Source organism: Klebsiella sp. JN_Kp122, assembly GCF_040062085.1.
GTDB classification, from domain to species: Bacteria; Pseudomonadota; Gammaproteobacteria; order Enterobacterales; family Enterobacteriaceae; genus Klebsiella; species Klebsiella aerogenes.
This window is the reverse complement of the sequence record NZ_JBEAHW010000021.1, coordinates 87,144-104,465: the sequence shown is the minus strand read 5'-3', so window position 1 is coordinate 104,465 and position 17,322 is coordinate 87,144. Positions and strand designations below refer to the sequence as shown.

The following is a 17,322-nucleotide window of genomic DNA, read 5'->3' as shown; positions in this document are numbered from 1 at the left end:
CTTTTGTTTTTGTGTTTTGCGGCCAGACGCGCCGCCATCTTCCCCGGTGGCGCTGTGCTTACCGGGGCTACAGTCCCGTAGCCCGGAAAAGGTGCGCAGCACCGCCTCCGGGGAAACATCCTGCCCGGCCGCCTGGTTCGTTAACATCAGTAATACCTATCACACTAATAGCTCTCAGTATAATTGTCCTTATTAATTATATGGATTATCTTTCCTGCGTGATGACATCAACGCATCACTTCTCCTGAGGGAGAAAAATAGAAAGCAAATCGCTTATTTCTCATCCTGTTAACTGGTTATAAATTCAATGAAAAAACCGCTAATTGGGATTCTGACATTAGCTTATGGATTGAGCTTGCCTGCATTCGCTGCTGATACCGCTACATTAACCATCTCCGGGCGTGTGGCTACACCTACCTGCAGCACCAATATCATTAACGAAAAAGCTCAACAGCGTTGTGGGAAAAATACTTACCTCATTAACACGCAAAATATGGCAGTCCCATCTCACGGGGTGGTTACCCAAACGGTGAATTTACCGAATGATGCAAACAGGAAAATAATTATCAGCAGCTACGATTAATCACCCACTTATATTTCCGCGCCATTATATTGCCCAGTGGTGAAATAATGGCGCGCTGCTATCAGCCATAAAAATCAGCTATTTGTTGGCTTGAAAATTTATTCCCGCCGTTGAATACTTCTCCCCCGCTTATTTCCACGATCGGCAGGCGTTATCCGCGCTTTTTGGTATTGATGCGATACATCATTAACACTTTGTTAACTTGATCTGGTTTAAGTGACGGTAAATTTGATATACAAATAGGGTAGATTGCCTGTATGGATGCTGCCCGGAATGCCTTGCGATGAATGTTGCAGGTCATCGGCTGGCAATATGAGAATATAAATGAAAATCCTGCTTAACTGGCCGCCGCTGCGCCAGATCGTTACTTACATTCAGGAGCGCTTTACCTTTCTGGTTCTGCTCTGCTGGCCGGCGATTATCTGGCTGTTCTGCCGGGTTGGCGTGTGGCTTACTGATAGCACTTATCAACTGCTGGGAAAATCGCCAGCCCACTCTTTCACCGTTTATCTTCAACCTTTTATGACGCCCGGCACGTTGCTGCGCATTTCTATCAGCTGGATTGTGCTGTTATTCATCCTTTTCAGTATGGCGATGGCCTTCACCTGGGGTCTGCGCCGCTTTATGAATCGTCAAAAATAAGCCATCGGCGCAGCGCCTGCTCCAGGTTTTATGCCATCTCACCAATTGTCTTGCGAAAACGCAGCAGCGCAATGGTAAAGAAAGTGCCGCCGATAGCGAACAAAATCAAAAACTGCGGCCAGACGATGGTAAAGCTGGCGCCGCGGTAAAGTATCGCCTGCGCGAGGCTGACGAAATGGGTGGTCGGCATGGTCAACATAATGTCCTGAACCAGCTGCGGCATACTCTCCCGTGGCGTGGAGCCGCCGGAGAGCATCTGCAGCGGCAGCAGCACCAGGATCATCAGTAGCCCCAGTTGCGGCATAGAACGGGCGAGCGTGCCCATAAAAATGCCAATGGAGGTGGTGGCGAATAGGCTGAGCGCAACCCCCAGCATAAATAGCGGAATCGACCCCTCAATCGGTACCTGCAAAACTCCCTGTACCATCAGCAGTAGCGACAGCCCGGAGACAACCAGTACCACCAGACCCATCGACCAGATCTTGGCCATCATTATCTCAAACGGCGTTACCGGCATCACAAGCAGGTGCTCAATGGTGCCGTGCTCTCGCTCGCGGATAAGCGCCGAGCCGGTGAGGACAATTGCCAGCATGGTGATGTTGTTAATAATCGCCATCACCGCGCCGAAGCGCTCTTGCTCAAGGTTAGGGTTAAAGCGCATCCTCACCGCCAGCTCTACCGGCAGCGCACTGTTGTCGCGATAGCGGGCGACAAAGCTGTTCACTTCACCGCTGATAATATTCTGGATATAGCCGTTGCCGGTAAAGGCCTGGCTCATTCGCGTGGCGTCGACGTTGACCTGCACCTCCGGCTGACGACCGGCCAGCACATCGCGCTGGAAGTTTGGTGGAATATTGATGGCGAATGTGTATCGTCCCGCATCCAGCCCGGCATCCATTTCATCGGCGCTGATCAACTCCGGCGTTAAAAACCACGGCCGATAAAAGCCGTTAATGATCCGCGATGAGAGCTGTGATTTATCCATATCGGCAATGGCGATAGGCGCCAGGTGCAGAGAGCCGGGCATTACCGTGGCCGAGGAGTAAACCGACACGGTAAAAGCAAACACAATCAGCGCCAGCATCGCTTTATCGCCGAGCAGGCTGCGCAGCTCTTTGATACCGAGGTTATAAATATTGCGTAATCCGCGCATCATCCCTCCTGTTTTTTCAGCAGCAACACGCTCAGCCCGAGCACCAGCGGCACCGCAATCAATAGTGGAATGAACGAAACCCACAAATCGCTAATATTCAGCGCCTTGGAGAAGGTGCCACGGGCGATGGTCAGGAAATGGCTGGTCGGGTAGATTTGTCCGATCCAGCGACCTGGCCCCTCCAGCGATGCCACCGGGTCAATCATCCCGGAGAACTGGGTGGCCGGAATCAGCGTAATAATCGCGGTACCGAAAATAGCGGCGATTTGGCTCTTCATAAATGTCGAGATCAGCAATCCCAGCCCGGTAGCGATGGTGACATACAGCAGAGCCGCCAGGGTGAGGGTCAGGAAACTGCCCTTATGCGCGACGCCAAATACGAAGACCGATAAAGCGCATAGTAGAAAGAAGTTAAACATCCCCAACACGATGTAAGGCAGCTGTTTGCCGAGCAGGAACTCGCTGCGGGTGGTCGGCGTCACGTACAGGTTGATGATCGAACCGAGCTCTTTTTCACGCACTACGCTCAGCGCGCTGAGCATCGCCGGGATCATCATCAGCAGCAGCGGGATCACCGCCGGGACGATGGCCGGCAGGCTCTTTACGTCCGGGTTATAGCGATAGCGGGTCTCGATGGAAATAATCGAGGTATCACGATTCGGGCTACTTTGCTGCCCGGCCATCTCCTGCAGCCAGGCCAGATGCATCGCCTGTACGTATCCGCGCACCGTTTCCGCGCGATTTGGCATTGCGCCGTCCACCCAAACACCTATTTGCACCGGCGTTCCGCGGGCGATATCGCGGCCAAAGTTCGGCGGGATTTCTATCGCTACCGCCAGCTCGCCGTTACGCATTCGACGATCCAATTCGTCATAACTCTGCAGTGGCGCCTGCTCGATAAAGTAGCGTGAGCCGGCGATATTCTGCGACCAGTTCTGGCTGCTGATCGTTTGATCGCGGTCGAGGACGGCAAAACGCAGATCCTCGACATCCATACTGATCCCATACCCCATGATAAACATCAGGATCACCGTTCCCAGCAGCGCCAGCGTCGATCGTACCGGATCGCGGCGCAGTTCCAGCGCTTCGCGGCGGCTATAGCTAAACAGGCGGCGCAGGCTGAATGACTGGCGTGGGGACGCGTTCTTGTGGTGTGATGCGACAGCAGACGGCGCGGGCGTGGTAGAGACAGAAACGGTCGGTTGCGCGGCATCCGCCGCTTCCTGCAGCCAGGCGATAAACGCCTCTTCGAGTCTGGCGGAGCCACGTTGCTCAACCAGCGCCTGCGGCGTATCGCTGGCCAGCACCTTGCCGGCGTGCATCAGCGAGATGCGATCGCAGCGTTCGGCCTCATTCATAAAGTGGGTAGAGATGAAGATGGTGACACGATCCTGCCGCGCCAGGTCGACCATCAGCTGCCAGAACATATCGCGCGCCACCGGGTCAACGCCGGAGGTGGGTTCATCGAGGATCAGCATCTCCGGGCGATGGATTACCGCGACCGCTAATGACAGGCGCTGGCGGATCCCCAGCGGCAAGTCAGCGGGAAGCGCGTCTTCAACCTCGGTCAGCATAAAGCGTTTGCTCATTTCTGCGACCCGGCCAGCTATTTCATGGTCCGGAATGTGAAACAAGCGGGCGTGCAGCTCCAGGTTTTGCCGTACGCTCAGTTCGCTATAGAGCGAGAAAGCCTGCGACATATAACCCACTCGTTGGCGGGTGGCGATATCTTTCGGGTCGACCGGCTGGCCGAACAGCCAGGCCTCGCCTTCGCTGGCGGGCAACAGGCCGGTGAGCATCTTCATGGTGGTGGATTTGCCGCAGCCGTTAGAGCCGAGGAAGCCAAAAATTTCGCCACGGGCGATACGAAAGTTAACGTGGTCGACGGCGACAAAGTTGCCGAAGCGCATGGTCAGGCCGCGCGCTTCAATAGCGATCTCTTCCTCACTGCTGTCGCGCGGCGGGATGACCACGTCTTTATGCGCCAGGCGCTGCGCTTCCGGCAGCAGGGCGATAAATGCCTGTTCCAGTGTCTGGCTGCCGGTCTGTTTTTTGAGCGCCGCCGCGCTACCGGTCGCCAGAATCTCGCCGGCGTTCATCGCCACCAGCCAGTCGAAGCGCTCGGCCTCTTCCATGTAGGCGGTGGCGACCAGCACGCTCATTTCCGGCTGGCGCTGACGAATGCTGTCGATTAGATCCCAGAACTGCGCGCGGGAGAGCGGGTCGACGCCGGTTGTCGGTTCATCAAGGATGAGTAGCTGCGGGTCGTGGATCAGTGCACAGCACAGGCCGAGCTTTTGTTTCATTCCACCGGAGAGTTTACCGGCAGGGCGATCGCGAAACGGCGCCAGCCCGGTGCTCTGCAGCAGTTCGTTGATACGAAGTTCACGCTCGGCTTTATCGTGACCAAACAGGCGGGCGAAGAAGTCGACGTTTTCATAGACCGATAGTGTATGGTAGAGGTTTTTCCCCAGGCCCTGCGGCATCCAGGCGATTTTCGGGCATACCTGTTGGCGGTGACGAACGTCGCGCATATCGCCGCCGAGCACCATCACGTTACCCTGCTCGATGGCCCGCGCCCCGGCGATAAGCGAGAGCAGGCTTGATTTGCCGACCCCATCCGGGCCAATCAGGCCAACCATACGCCGCGCCGGGATCGCCAGGTTGATATCGCGCAACGCGATGGTGGCGCCAAACTGCTGGCCAACGTTTTCCAGCAGGGCGACGGGGGGCGAAGTATCCTGCGGCGTCAGTTTCATTGCGGCAACCTCACCGTCAGCGCTTCAGGCCAGCTTTTCTGCTTATCCAGTCGTACCCAGGCCATCCCAGGCAGGCCGGTTTTGACATATTCCAGATGCTGCTCCAGTAGCTCTGGCGGAATGCGCGCCTTGACGCGGAACATCAGCTTGAGCCGCTCGTCGCTGGTTTCTACCGTTTTTGGCGTGAATTGTGCGACGCTGGCGACAAAGCTGATATTTGCCGGGATCACCAGCTCTGGCGCGGCATCCAGGATCAAGCGCGCTTCACTGCCGAGCGCCAACAGGCCCGCCTGCTCCGTTGGCAGGAAGAAGGTCATATAGACGTCAGCCAGGTCGACCATGTTCAATACCCGCCCTCCGGCGGCCAGCACTTCGCCTGGCTCAGCAACGCGATACTGGATGCGGCCGTCGCGCGGCGCTTTCAGTTGGCTATCGTCAATATCGGCGAGGATCCGCCGATGGGTCGCTTCGGCGGCTTCAACGCGGGTTTTAGCCTGAATAATGCTGGTACGAGCGGCTTCAATGGCGGCGCGGGCGGCAGAGACCTGCGCTTTCGCCGATTCCAGCGCCGCGCGGGCGCTTTCAGCGGCCGCGCGATCGTCATCCAACTGCTGAGCGGAGACGGCGCCTCGTTGCGAAAGGGTACTGGAACGGACGTGGCGTTTAGCGGTGGAATCGAGCTCCGCCTGGCGCTGCTTCACCACCGCTTCGGTGGCGCGCATTTCGCTCTGCCGCTGGTCGAGTAACGCATTGGCGGCGGCAACCGCGCTTTGCGCTTCTTTGATTTGCGCGGCGGCTTCGAGGCGCTGCTCATTGAGTACCCGCGTATCCATCCGCGCCAGCACATCGCCTTTATGGACGAACTGCCCCTCTTTGACCAGAATCGTCTCGATACGCCCGGCAATTTTGGTGGCGATATCGACTTCCGTCGCCTCGATGCGGCCATTACTGGCGGCGAAGCCCGGCGGGAGCCCGGCCGGGCGCAACATCCACCATGCAGCGGCGATAACCACCGCTGCAACTACGATATACCCGGCCCAACGTCGTTTGTTCTTATCCATACGCGACTCGCTCTGTTCCGTATTGCTGAGTGGTGCGCGTTTCGCTATTTCGCCCGGCGGGACGATAAAAAAGGGGAGATAAGGCCGTCCGGCGCAAAATCCTGTTACGTTGCCAACCGGTGGGGAAGATGTGCTTTTAGAGTGGTCATCATCAGCAATCCTGGCCTTAAATGAAACACGCATATTTATAATCTGGATACTAACATCGGTAGCGGCAAAGTCCATATATAAACTATGGAATTGTGAACCCCTCATTGTAATGGCTGAGAACTACGCTATCCCTATGATTTTCTTCGTCTGGTTGACCTGCGGCAACTCATGTATGATCGGCAACCCCGAAATAGACTAACGCCCGGCGAGCGCTTTATTCATGAACGATGAAAGCAAAAAATATATCTCTGTTATTTTTAAGGAGTGGCTACCGCTGTATGACAGCCTGACGCCAGCCGTTAAGGAGGTACTTAAAAATATCGCAGAGGAGCAATCGGAAGCGTTAGCGGCCCGGTTTTATGATTTTATTTTTCAGGATCCGGATATTGCCCGCCACCTGACTTATGATTTAGTTCAGGAGCGTCTGAGCCGCTCGCTGGCGCTATGGGTGAAGGAGATCCTGACCAGCGGCAAAGCGCAGTTGCCGGCGCTGGCGGAACGGCAATATCAGATTGGCAGCATCCACGCACGGATCGGCATCCCGGCGGAGGCGGTGCTGCGCGGCGCCCGGCAAATTAAGGCCGGGCTTATCGAGTATATCCGCAGCCACGTTAACGACCGCCGGATTGCCGTCGATGCCATCTATTACGCTATTATGGCGATTAATATGGCCGTTGAGATGATGTGCCATGCCTATACCTTATCGCACTATCGGGCGACCAAAAACGAAGAGGCGTATCGCCTGTATAGTTTGATGGACAATGTCCCGATGGAATATGGCAAACAGCAGGCGGCGCTTTCCGGTTGGGAAAATACGGCAATTTTTAATATTGTTAGCGAAAATAAAGCAAATACTAACGCTACGTTATTATCTGAATCAGAATTTGGTCTATGGTTCCGCCATAAATGCGTACGCTATTTTAACAAAAATAGCCAGATGGACGAAATTGCCGCATTAATTTCGCAGGTTGACGACTTATTAATAGGTTGGCGAGCATCCGCCTCTGTCATGGATTATAAAAATACACAAAACCTGATTCAGGGGATCCATATTCATTGCCAGCAAATAGGCAGCCAACTGGGGGTGATTTTTAGCAGCTTGTCGCAGATGCAAAATGGCAAAGATGCGTTAACCAGCCTACTTAACCGCCGCTATTTGCCGGTAGTGCTGAAGCATGAAGTGACGCTGGCAATGGAGCACGAGCTGCCGATGACGGTGGCGATCATCGACATCGATCATTTCAAAGGCATTAACGATAACTGGGGCCATATGGTCGGCGACAGGGCGATTAAACATGTCGCGGAACTGCTCAGCGATAATATCCGTTCCAGCGACTATATCTTCCGCTACGGCGGGGAAGAGTTTCTGCTGGTGCTGGTGGAGACCGGCGTGTCAGAGGCGTTTACCATCCTCGACCGCCTGCGCAAGAAAATTAGCCAACTGGCGTTTAACGTTGGCGGCGACACGCAGATCCCGATCACCGCCAGCATTGGCTATGCCGTGCACTCCGGCCATCCTGATTACAACCTGCTGTTGCGCGATGCCGATAATGCGCTGTACGCCGCCAAACGCGAGGGGCGCAACTGCGTGAAAATGCACAAAGGCAGGGTATAAAACCGAGCCCCGGCAAGCGTAGCGCGACCGGGGCAGGGCTCTGAAGCTCAGAACAGTACCGGCAGCCCCAGCCCGCGCTTCACTTCATGCAGCGTCTGCTGCGTGAGCTGGTGGGCGCGTTCGCTACCCTGGCGCAACAATTCCAGCAGCATTCCTTTATCCTGACTGTAGGTAGCCCGGCGTTCGCGGATCGGCGCCAGTAGCTCCTGCAAGCAGGTTTCCAGTTCATTCTTACACTGGCGATCGCCCAGCCCGCCGCGCTGATAGTGGGCTTTCATCTCGGCAACCAGCGCCTTATCGCTATGGAAAGCGTCGAGATAGGTGAACACCACGTTGCCGTCGACATGCCCCGGATCGCTGACTCTCAGGTGTGTCGGGTCGGTATACATCGCGCTGACCGCGCGGTGAATCTCCTCTTCACTGGCTGATAACGTCAGCGTATTGCCCAGCGATTTCGACATTTTGGCGTTACCGTCGACGCCCGGCAGGCGGCTCACTTCGCTGAGTAGCGCTTTGCAGTGGCGCAGTACCGGTTCGCCGGTGAGGCTATTCATTTTGTGGACGATTTCATTGGTCTGCTCAATCATCGGTAGCTGATCGTCGCCCACCGGCACCAGCTCGGCTTTGAAGGCGGTGATATCGGCGGCCTGGCTAATCGGATAGGCGAGGAAGCCAACCGGCAGCGAGCGGGCGAATCCCTTCTGGGCAATCTCATTTTTTACCGTCGGATTACGTTCCACGCGAGCGACGGTGACGATATTCATATACAGCGCGCTGAGCTCCGCCAGCGCGGGCAGAGCGGACTGCAGGCAAATAGTGGTGAGCCTGGGGTCGATGCCGACGGCCAGATAATCGGCCATGACTTCGAGGATATGGTGGCTGATTTTTTGCGGGTTGCTGCCGTTATCGGTGAGCCCTTGCAGGTCGGCGATCAGGATAAACTGCTGGTGGTCGTGCTGCAGCGTGACGCGCTGGCGCAGCGAGCCGACGTAGTGGCCAAGATGTAGTTGGCCGGTCGGGCGGTCGCCGGTGAGGATGGTTTGTGGATGGTTCATCAGGGACTCCTTATCAGACTGTTCAGCCGAAAGACGTCCTGGAAATAACAAAGCCGCCTTCCGGCGGCTTTGAAAATGGAAACGTGTATCTTGCCGCCTGTTATGCAGGCAGCCACCAACGATGGGGGTAGGTAACGATAACGTTTCTGTTCATCTTTTTATCCTGCCACGAAATCACGGCGGGGTAAACCCGCCTTGTATTACATGGTCGAGAAGACGTTCATGATCACGCCGCCGGAGATAATCAGCGCCATGGCGATAATGGCCGCCAGGTCCGGCTTCTGTTTATAGAGGAGCATGGAGCAGATGGTGACGCCGACGATACCGAAGCCGCACCACAGCGAGTAGGCTACGCCCACCGGAATGGTGCTCATCGCGCGGGTGAGGGCGAAGTAGCACAGGCCGTAGGCGCAGACCACCAGCACCGAAGGCGCCAGTTTGCTGAAACCGTTGGTTTTTTTGATCATCGAGGTGCCGGTGATTTCGGAGCCGATAGACAGCGCCAGCCATAAAAATCCGAGATTAAACATAGGGTGTTCCTTTCCTGTTAGTTGGCGATTTTTTTATCCATGGAGGCGACTGGCGTGACGGGCGCAGCCTCTTCGCTCTCTTCGGAACCCATTTTCGAGAACAGGTTCATGATAACGATGCCGCTGGCGATCACCGCCATGCCGATGATGGCGGCGGTATCCGGATGCTGGCCGTAGAATGCCATTCCCAGCGTCGAGACCACCAGGATACCGGTGCCGGACCAGGTGGCGTACGCCAGGCCGACCGGGATATCTTTCACCGCCCTTGAGAGCGAGTAATAGCAGGTGCAATAGAGCGCAATCAGCAATACGAGCAGCAGCATTTTTGTGCTGCCTTCGCTGTTACCGAACATTTTTAACGTCGAGGTTGCCGAGGTTTCGGAGAGGATAACCAGCAGCATCCATAACCAGCATTTTGTTTTCGAAGACATCGTTAAGCTCCAGGTTCATAGTTGGGTAAGGTCATATCTTTCTGTTTTTTAAATAATCAATGGCCGCATCGGTCAGCTGCGCGTGCGGGGCCGCCGCCAGCGCCGGATTATTCACCACGTCTGTGACGGTGAGATAACGGCGCGGTTCGCCGCTGGCGGCGGCAGGCGCGGTGGGCGCGTCCAGCGTCGCCAGCAGCTCATTCATGGTGCCGAGGAAGACGCCGCAGGCTTCCAGACGAGCCAGCGTGGCCTGCAGATGCCCGATATAGGCGCTGTCGGCCTGCGCGCCACGTAGCTGGTTGAGTTCGCTGAGCGGATCGCAGTGGTAGCGCAGCGCCAGCACGGGAATACCCGCCAGCAGCGCCTCGTGTGCGCAGCGGGCGAGTGGGCTGCTGAGCGTGCCGTTCAGCAGGTCTGAAGCCAGCGGATAATCGAGAAACGGCAGCAGTACCGCCCGCCATGGCGCTGACGGCAGGGCATCCTGCCAGGCAGAAGAGGGAATTATCTCCCCGACCTCCCGCCACGCGGCGGCGTCAGCGAGGCCATCCTCCAGCGCGAGGCGTAGCGGATAGCCACTTTCCGCCAGGCGTTGGCGGATAGCCGCGCGATAGCCGTCAGCGGCGGTCACCATCACCAGTACCGGCGGGCGCAGGCGCTGCAAAACACGCGCAACTAAACCTTCAATCTGTTCGTCGGTCATGGCGAGCCTCCGTTAGCCGATGAGCGTCACCTGCGCGCCGTTTTTCAACCCGGCGGCATTGGCTTCTTCGGTGTCAATGTGAAACTCCAGCGCGAAGTCATCGCGCACCCGCACCACCACTTCATCGAAAGTCAGCTGGCGCTCGCCGTTGCTGCGCACGCTGACCTTCTGGCCATTGCTAACGTTGAGTCGGCGTGCGTCCTGCGGCGACATGTGAATATGCCGCCAGGCGCAGATCACCTGCGAATGGAGTTCAACGTGGCCAGCGGGCCCAATCAGCAGCGCGCTACCGGCATTCTCCAGCTGGCCGGACTCACGAACTGGCGCCTTAATCCCGAGCGTGAAGCAGTCGGCGCGCGACACCTCCAGTTGCGAAACCGGGCGGGTCGGCCCGAGGACACGGACGTTGGTCAGCGAGCCCTTCGGCCCGACAATGGTCACGCACTCCTGGGCGGCAAACTGCCCCGGCTGGCGCAGCGGTTTGAACGGCGTCAGGCTGTAGCCTTTGCCGAATAGCGCCTCGACGTCCTGCTGCGCGAGATGGACGTGGCGGTTGGAGATCCCCACCGGGATCGCCGGCGCCGTTGCGCTCAGGCGGGCGGCGATTTTTTCGCGAACCAGGGTGTCGATCATGACTTCTTCCCTTTCTTCAGCGCCGGATGTTTATCTTCCGTTTCGTTCGGGGCGGCAGGGGGGACAATAGGTTCCGGGGCGGGGATAACCACCGGTTCGGCCGTTTTTTGCTCGCGCGGCGGGTTGCCTTTGAGGTTGCTTAACGCTTCAACCACGCAGCGCTCCGGGCGGGCAATCACCAGCGACTTCACGGTGTGCTCGGCGCCTGCGACCGCCACGCCGCGTTCAATGGCGGTGTGGATGGCGCTGATCTCCCCTTCAAAGCAGACGCTCACCAGCCCGGAGCCTGGTTTGCGATAGCCAATGCAGGTCACTCCCGCAGCTTTACAGGCGGCGTCGACGGCCTGAATGGCGGCGACCCATCCTCGCGTTTCAATTACGCCTAAACTTTTCATGGTCGGCTCCTGTTAATGGCGGACTAAGCGAATATCAAAATCAAATTGCTGGAAGAAGGTTTCCAGCCGGTCCAGTTCTTCCGGTGTATAAGACGGGTCCTGGGTAATCGGGTAGGGCATATCCAGGCGTTCGTACTTTTTGCGTCCCAACTGGTGGTACGGCAGCATGTCGATGCGGCGGATATTTCCACGCTTCGCCAGCTTCTGTACGTAATCAATGGCGCCGGTAATGGCGTCGAATGAGTCGTTGTAGCCGCGAATGAGCGGCATACGCACAATGACGTTGGCGCCGGAATCCACCAGCCATTCGAGATTGCGGCGGATCCCTTCGTTGCCGATGCCGAGCATCGCCTTGTGGTGTTCGCTGTTAATCTGCTTTATGTCGAACAAGAAGGTGTCGGTGACCGGCGCCAGCTTCTGGTAGTTGGCAAGCGGGGTGGTGCCCTGGGTTTCGACGGCGGTGTTAATCATCATCTTTTTGCATTCGCTGAATAAGGCGACGGCAAAATCGGTCTGCAGGCTCATCTCGCCGCCGCCGATGGTGACGCCGCCGCCGGAGGAGATGTAGAAGTCGTAGTCCTGCATGATGATCTCCATCAGCTCGCTGACGGTGACGTCCTTGCCCATAATGTCCAGCGCGTTCTGGGTGCAAATCTCTTCGCATTTGCGGCAGCCGATGCAGTCTTTATTGCGGTTGACGAAGTGCTTCATTTCGCCGTTCTCTTCCGCCCGATAATGAATACCCGCCGGACAGACGCTGACGCAGTCGCCGCAGTTAATGCATTTGTCGTGCGAGAACATCACCTGGAACTGGCTGTTCAGCCCTTCCGGGTTGGCGCACCACGGGCAGCGAATGTTGCAGCCCTTAAAAAACACCAGCGTGCGAATGCCATCGCCGTCATAGATCGAATATTTCTGGATATTGAAAATTCGGCCCGTTAATTCTTGTTTTGCGATCACGCTTGCCTCCCGCTCCGTCCCGTTACGGGACGGAGAACTTCCGGTTATTTCTCAAATACAGCTCATTTAATTCTCTTTAAGAGAACTAGAACTTCTCAATCACCGTACGGCTGATGATCTCGTCCTGGACCTCTTTGCACAGCTCAACGAAGTAGGCGCTGTAGCCAGCGACGCGAACGATCAGGTCGCGGTATTTCTCCGGCTCTTGCTGCGCCTTCTTCAGCACTTCGTTATCGACGTAGCTGAACTGCATCTGGCCGTTGCCGAGAATCGAGGCGGTACGCAGCAGGGTAATCAAGCCGTGGCGTCCTTCCGGGGTATCCAGCAGCCCTTTGAGGAACTTGAAGTTGTGCACCATGCCGATGTTCATGGTTTCCACGTTCATCTTGCTGACCGACTTGATAATCGCCGTCGGGCCTTGTTTATCCGCGCCCTGGGTTGGGCTGATGCCGTCGGAGAGCGGCATCCACGCCAGGCGGCCGTTCGGCGTGGCGTTGGTCAGCTCGCCGATTGGCGTGTTGTTGGAGATAGACAGGGTGCCGTGGCTGAGGGTCGAGTAGAGCATCTTGTACTTACGGCACTCTTTCTCGGTCCATTCGGTAATATCCAGCGCGTACTGGTCGACGTAGTTATCGTCGTTACCGTATTTCGGCGCGTTCAGGCAGTCGCGGCGCAGCGCTTCGTAACCTTCAAAGTTGGCCAGCAGCGCATCGCGGATCTGCTCAAGGGTGTATTTCTTCTCTTCAAACACCAGCTTGCGGATCGCCGCCATCGAATCGACGTAGGTCGCCAGGCCGGAGAAAATCAGCCCCGGACCGTGGTTGACCATCGCGCCACCGGCGGCGACATCTTTGCCGCTCTCCATGCAGCCCTCGACCAGCAGCGACATCAGCGGCTTCGGCGCCACATCGCGGTGGACGCGCTGGCTGATGACGGTGCCGATGGCCGACAGGCGCACGATATGGGCGATCTGCTGTTTCACCGCCGCGTCGAAATCTTCGAAGGTGCGCAGGTCGCGCAGGTCGCCGGTATCCAGCCCCTGATAACTATCGAACAGCACCATCCGCCCGCGGTTGAGCACGAATTCGATAGCGATAGGCCACTGGGTGTAGCCGGTGGAGGTCCACTGGTAGATGCGCCCGGATTTTTGCGGCTCAACGCAGCCCATCAGGCAGTAATCGCGGGCGTCTTCAAAATCGAAGCCTTTGCGCAGCATCATCTTGATGTGGGAGTCATCGAAGTGGCAGGCCGGGAAGCCCATTCCCGCTTTCACCACGTCGACGATTTTTTCCATGTATTTCTGCGGCGACTGGTTGTGGATACGGCAGGCCAGCGACGGCTGGTAAACCTTCACGAAGCGCACGGCGTCCATAATCAGATAAGTCAGATCGTTACAGGCATCGCCGCCGCTACGTTTCTGGCCGCCAACGGTGAGGTTGATAAACGGCTGATAACCCGCGAAATATTTCGCTCCCAGCTCGCTCGACATCCACATCAGTTCGGCGCATTTGATGATGAACGCCTGCAGCAGTTCCAGCGCGCTGTCGTGGGTCAGACGGCCTTCGCGGATATCGGCTTCGAACATCGGGTAGCAGTACTGGTCGACGCGCCCCAGCGACAGCCCGGTCTGGTTTTCTTCGATTTCAAACAGTGATTCGACGGTCCAGATACTCTGCAGCGCTTCCTGCAGGGTCTTCGGTGGATTGGCCGGCACGTTTTCGTTGACGTCGGCGATGGTCAGCAACTCGGCGCGGCGCTGGGCGTTTTGCTCTTTAGCCGCCAGTTCGCGGGCGTGGGCGGCGATGCGGCGGGCGTAGTTGACCACCCCTTCACAGGTTTCAATCGCCGCTTTGTAGTAGTAGATACGGTCGATATCTTCCGGGTTTTCCATGCTCAGGCTGGCCAGATGCGCTTCGGCATCGGCTTTAATGCCGTTCATCCCTTTGGTGAATAGCAGCACGTCGTAGCCCGGACAGGTATCGCCGCCGCCGTTAATCTGGTGATAGGAGAGATCGCTGACGAAGGTCTCGCCGCTGAAGGCCCAGACGCCGGCCTCACGGTATTGCGCTTCGCAAATCTCATCCAGCGAACGCCCTTCCCAGAACGGGACGATCTCTTCGCGAATGGTTTTTTTATCTGCTTCGCTGATTTCAAACGGATCCTGCGGGCGGGTGCTCATGGTGTCGAGCTCGTCGCGCACCCAGCGCCAGGCGATATCCGGCGAGAAGGCGCCCGCGCGCGGCTTGCCGCACGGATGGCCGACGATCAGCTCATCGTCCTGAATCAGAATCGGCGCGGTTTCGCAGGCGTGGCGGAAGGCTTTCGCCCGTAGCAGAATAGTCGGCATGCCAGGGTTGGCTTTGACCACTTCGGTAAAGGCCAGCGCGCGATAAATAGAGACGCTCGGGCGCACCGTCAGGTAGTGGTTACGCAGGCGCTGCATACGCGGGGTTAAGCCTTCCATCGCCGGCGTGTCGGCGCAGGCGGCGAACGGCGCGTGGCTGACCTGCTGTACGCCGCTAAACAGACGTACCGGCAGATTCAGCGCGCTGAGGTTGCGCTGGGCGCTGATAAACATCGCCGAGAGTTCGTTCACTTCGGCGTTGTCAAAAGCGGCGCCGCGCAGCATGGCGTCGAGCATCGGATAGCCGTCAATGGCGCAGGCGGCGCGGACTTCGCTCAGTTCCGCCAGCTTGAACCACAGGCACTCCACGATTTCATAGGCCTGCTGGGTATTCAGCGCGCCGCTGTTGATATCGCGTTGGAAGTAAGGCAGTAGCGCGATATCCGCCCCTTGCGGGTTAACCGCATAGCTGCCGTTATCCAGCTGTAGCGCCAGCTGGAACAGATAGAACGCCTGGCAGGCTTCTTTAAAATTACGCGCCGGATGGGCCGGAACGTGGTGCAGAATGGCCGCGCTATCGAGCAGCTCGGCTTTGCGATAAGCATTGGTTTCCGCGGCCGCCAGCTGTTCGGCGCTGTTGGCCAGATTTTGCGCCAGCGCGAGCAGGGCGTCGCAGGCGTAGATGGCGGCGCGGCAGCCGTTGACTTCATCCATCCCGCTGCGGCTAACGGCGCTACCGAGGGCGCGGGTTTTCTCTTCCAACTGGTGTTTAATCGCCAGCACGCCTTTTTCGACTACCAGTTTGTAATCCGGTGAATCGAGATCGCTGTTGAGGTTGAGGAACTGGAATACGGATGGGCGATGCGCGGCGCTTTCATCATGGAAAATCGCCCCGTGCGGTTTACGGGTCTGGTTACCGACAATCAGTTCGTCGGCGCTGATGGTCAGCGGCAGCTGGCGCATCAGTTCATAGATACGGCGAGCCGGTTTGACGGCGGCGGGAATGCCCGCGATATCGCTATCCAGCGCGCTGAGGATCGCGGCGTGCTCGGTGCACAGGGTGCTTGCCTGCGAGCGTAAACGGTCTGCCAGCACTTTGACGCGCGGCGTTAAGCTGTAGTGTGCCATGGGTAAGGTTCTCCAAATCTTGTTATCAGTGGCCCTGTACGGGATGACCGGACCAGGCCCGGCGATAAAGCTCGGTTAACGTGTTAGCGTCCGGCGCGCGTGGGTTGGTAGGGGTACAGCTGTCGCGCAGCGCCTGGCCGACCATCTCCGGCAAACGGCGTTCGAATTCAGCCGCCTCAATGCCGGTGTCGCTAATGCCGGAGGGCATGCTCATCTCTTCTTTTAAAGCCTGAATGGCGACCAGCAGGCTGGCGACGCCCTGGCGCGGCGAGGCGGCTGGCAGATCCAGCAGATGCGCCAGACGGGCATATTTCGTTGCTGCAAGGGTGTCGCACTGGCCGTCGAAATCGGCGTTCCAGGCGACGACTTGCGCCATCAACAGGGCGTTGGCGCGGCCATGTGGCACGCGGAAGACGCCGCCGAGGGCGTGGGCCAGGCTGTGGGTTATCCCAAGCGACGCGTTGGTGAAGGCCATCCCCGCCATGCAGGAGGCGTTATGCATCTTTTCACGCGCCTGCAGGTTGTCGCCGTTGCGCCAGCAGGTCGGCAGATAGCGAAATACCTGCTGCACCACTTTCTCCGCCAGCGCATCGGAAAAGTCGCTGGCGGCGCGGGAGACGTAGGCCTCAAGGGCGTGACACAGCACGTCCATGCCGGTGTCGGCGGTAATCGCCGGCGGCACCGAAGCCACCAGCGACGGGTCAAGAATGGCGATATCCGGCAGCAGCGACGCATCCACCAGTACCAGCTTTTCCGCGTTGGCTTTCACCACCGAGAAGGCGGTGACTTCCGAGCCGGTACCGCTGGTGGTTGGGATAGCGACAAAGCATGGACGCGGGCGGTCAGTCTGCGGACGGGTTTGCGCCAGGGAGAAAATAACCGCTTTGGCGGCATCGATTACCGAACCGCCGCCGAGCGCGATAACCAGATCCGGGTAGTGGTTATCCATTAACTTCATGCCGCGCACTACGGTGGCGATATCCGGATCCGCCACCACGTCGTCCCACATCTGCCAGGCGATCCCGCGCTGGCGCAACAGGGCGGTGACGCGCTCGGCGAGACCAAACTTGACCATCGCTTTATCGGTCACCAGCAGCACGCTGCGGGCGGAAAGTTCGTTCAGCACCGAGAGGGCGTCCTGACCGAAGCAAATCCGCGGTTTCAGTAAAAATTCACTCATTGG

At 57.7% G+C, this 17,322-nt stretch carries 15 protein-coding genes; 3 read left to right on the top strand and 12 right to left on the bottom strand.

Annotated elements, in window-relative coordinates:
- The first annotated feature begins 307 nt into the window (after positions 1-307).
- Together ABLU78_RS10295 and ABLU78_RS10290 are read left to right on the top strand one after the other, a co-directional pair.
- Positions 308-583: a DUF2574 family protein gene (locus ABLU78_RS10295; protein ID WP_072057568.1), complete on the top strand. Its 276-nt coding sequence runs from the start codon at positions 308-310 to the stop codon at positions 581-583.
- 324 nt (positions 584-907) lie between these two features.
- The gene (locus ABLU78_RS10290; protein WP_015368484.1) at positions 908-1,225 is read left to right on the top strand and encodes a hypothetical protein; all 318 of its coding nucleotides are present in this window, start codon (positions 908-910) and stop codon (positions 1,223-1,225) included.
- Positions 1,226-1,253: 28 nt separating this feature from the next.
- On the opposite strand, the gene ABLU78_RS10285 is transcribed toward ABLU78_RS10290, so the two are convergent.
- The 3 genes from ABLU78_RS10285 to ABLU78_RS10275 are packed head-to-tail and all read right to left on the bottom strand — an operon-like array spanning position 1,254 to position 6,198.
- A complete protein-coding gene (locus ABLU78_RS10285; protein WP_048230042.1) occupies positions 1,254-2,378 on the bottom strand; it encodes an ABC transporter permease in 1,125 nt (374 codons plus the stop codon).
- Positions 2,378-5,137 (bottom strand): ribosome-associated ATPase/putative transporter RbbA, encoded by a 2,760-nt coding sequence (gene rbbA, locus ABLU78_RS10280; protein WP_323806297.1) that lies wholly within the window; start codon positions 5,135-5,137, stop codon positions 2,378-2,380. Before rbbA ends, ABLU78_RS10285 begins: the two co-directional genes overlap by 1 nt.
- Positions 5,134-6,198 (bottom strand): HlyD family efflux transporter periplasmic adaptor subunit, encoded by a 1,065-nt coding sequence (locus ABLU78_RS10275; RefSeq protein ID WP_015704252.1) that lies wholly within the window; start codon positions 6,196-6,198, stop codon positions 5,134-5,136. The genes rbbA and ABLU78_RS10275 overlap by 4 nt, the downstream gene beginning before the upstream one ends.
- A gap of 370 nt (positions 6,199-6,568) precedes the next feature.
- Here ABLU78_RS10275 and ABLU78_RS10270 point away from each other — a divergent pair, with 370 nt between their 5' ends.
- Positions 6,569-7,963, top strand: a complete 1,395-nt coding sequence (locus tag ABLU78_RS10270; protein WP_048230044.1) for a GGDEF domain-containing protein — start codon at positions 6,569-6,571, stop codon at positions 7,961-7,963.
- A gap of 47 nt (positions 7,964-8,010) precedes the next feature.
- Here ABLU78_RS10270 and trpS read toward each other — a convergent pair whose 3' ends face one another.
- The 9 genes from trpS to ABLU78_RS10225 all read right to left on the bottom strand — a co-directional run bounded on the left by trpS (position 8,011) and on the right by ABLU78_RS10225 (position 17,319).
- The gene (gene trpS, locus ABLU78_RS10265; protein WP_045358971.1) at positions 8,011-9,018 is read right to left on the bottom strand and encodes a tryptophan--tRNA ligase; all 1,008 of its coding nucleotides are present in this window, start codon (positions 9,016-9,018) and stop codon (positions 8,011-8,013) included.
- A 200-nt stretch (positions 9,019-9,218) separates the two neighbouring features.
- Complete coding sequence (locus tag ABLU78_RS10260) at positions 9,219-9,548, bottom strand: multidrug efflux SMR transporter (RefSeq protein ID WP_004146135.1); 330 nt, start codon at positions 9,546-9,548, stop codon at positions 9,219-9,221.
- 17 nt (positions 9,549-9,565) lie between these two features.
- Positions 9,566-9,979, bottom strand: coding sequence for a multidrug efflux SMR transporter (locus tag ABLU78_RS10255; RefSeq protein ID WP_015704255.1), 414 nt, complete (start codon positions 9,977-9,979; stop codon positions 9,566-9,568).
- Between the two features lie 31 nt (positions 9,980-10,010).
- Complete coding sequence (locus tag ABLU78_RS10250; RefSeq protein ID WP_048230045.1) at positions 10,011-10,679, bottom strand: hypothetical protein; 669 nt, start codon at positions 10,677-10,679, stop codon at positions 10,011-10,013.
- Positions 10,680-10,691: 12 nt separating this feature from the next.
- Positions 10,692-11,312, bottom strand: a complete 621-nt coding sequence (locus tag ABLU78_RS10245; protein ID WP_015704257.1) for a phosphate propanoyltransferase — start codon at positions 11,310-11,312, stop codon at positions 10,692-10,694.
- Positions 11,309-11,707: a BMC domain-containing protein gene (locus ABLU78_RS10240; protein ID WP_015368475.1), complete on the bottom strand. Its 399-nt coding sequence runs from the start codon at positions 11,705-11,707 to the stop codon at positions 11,309-11,311. The genes ABLU78_RS10245 and ABLU78_RS10240 overlap by 4 nt, the downstream gene beginning before the upstream one ends.
- A 12-nt stretch (positions 11,708-11,719) precedes the next feature.
- The gene (gene cutD, locus ABLU78_RS10235; RefSeq protein WP_047056429.1) at positions 11,720-12,667 is read right to left on the bottom strand and encodes a choline TMA-lyase-activating enzyme; all 948 of its coding nucleotides are present in this window, start codon (positions 12,665-12,667) and stop codon (positions 11,720-11,722) included.
- An 85-nt stretch (positions 12,668-12,752) separates the two neighbouring features.
- Positions 12,753-16,139: a choline trimethylamine-lyase gene (gene cutC / locus ABLU78_RS10230; RefSeq protein ID WP_048230047.1), complete on the bottom strand. Its 3,387-nt coding sequence runs from the start codon at positions 16,137-16,139 to the stop codon at positions 12,753-12,755.
- 25 nt (positions 16,140-16,164) lie between these two features.
- Positions 16,165-17,319, bottom strand: a complete 1,155-nt coding sequence (locus ABLU78_RS10225) for a 1-propanol dehydrogenase PduQ (RefSeq protein WP_048230049.1) — start codon at positions 17,317-17,319, stop codon at positions 16,165-16,167.
- Between the last annotated feature and the right edge of the window lie 3 nt (positions 17,320-17,322).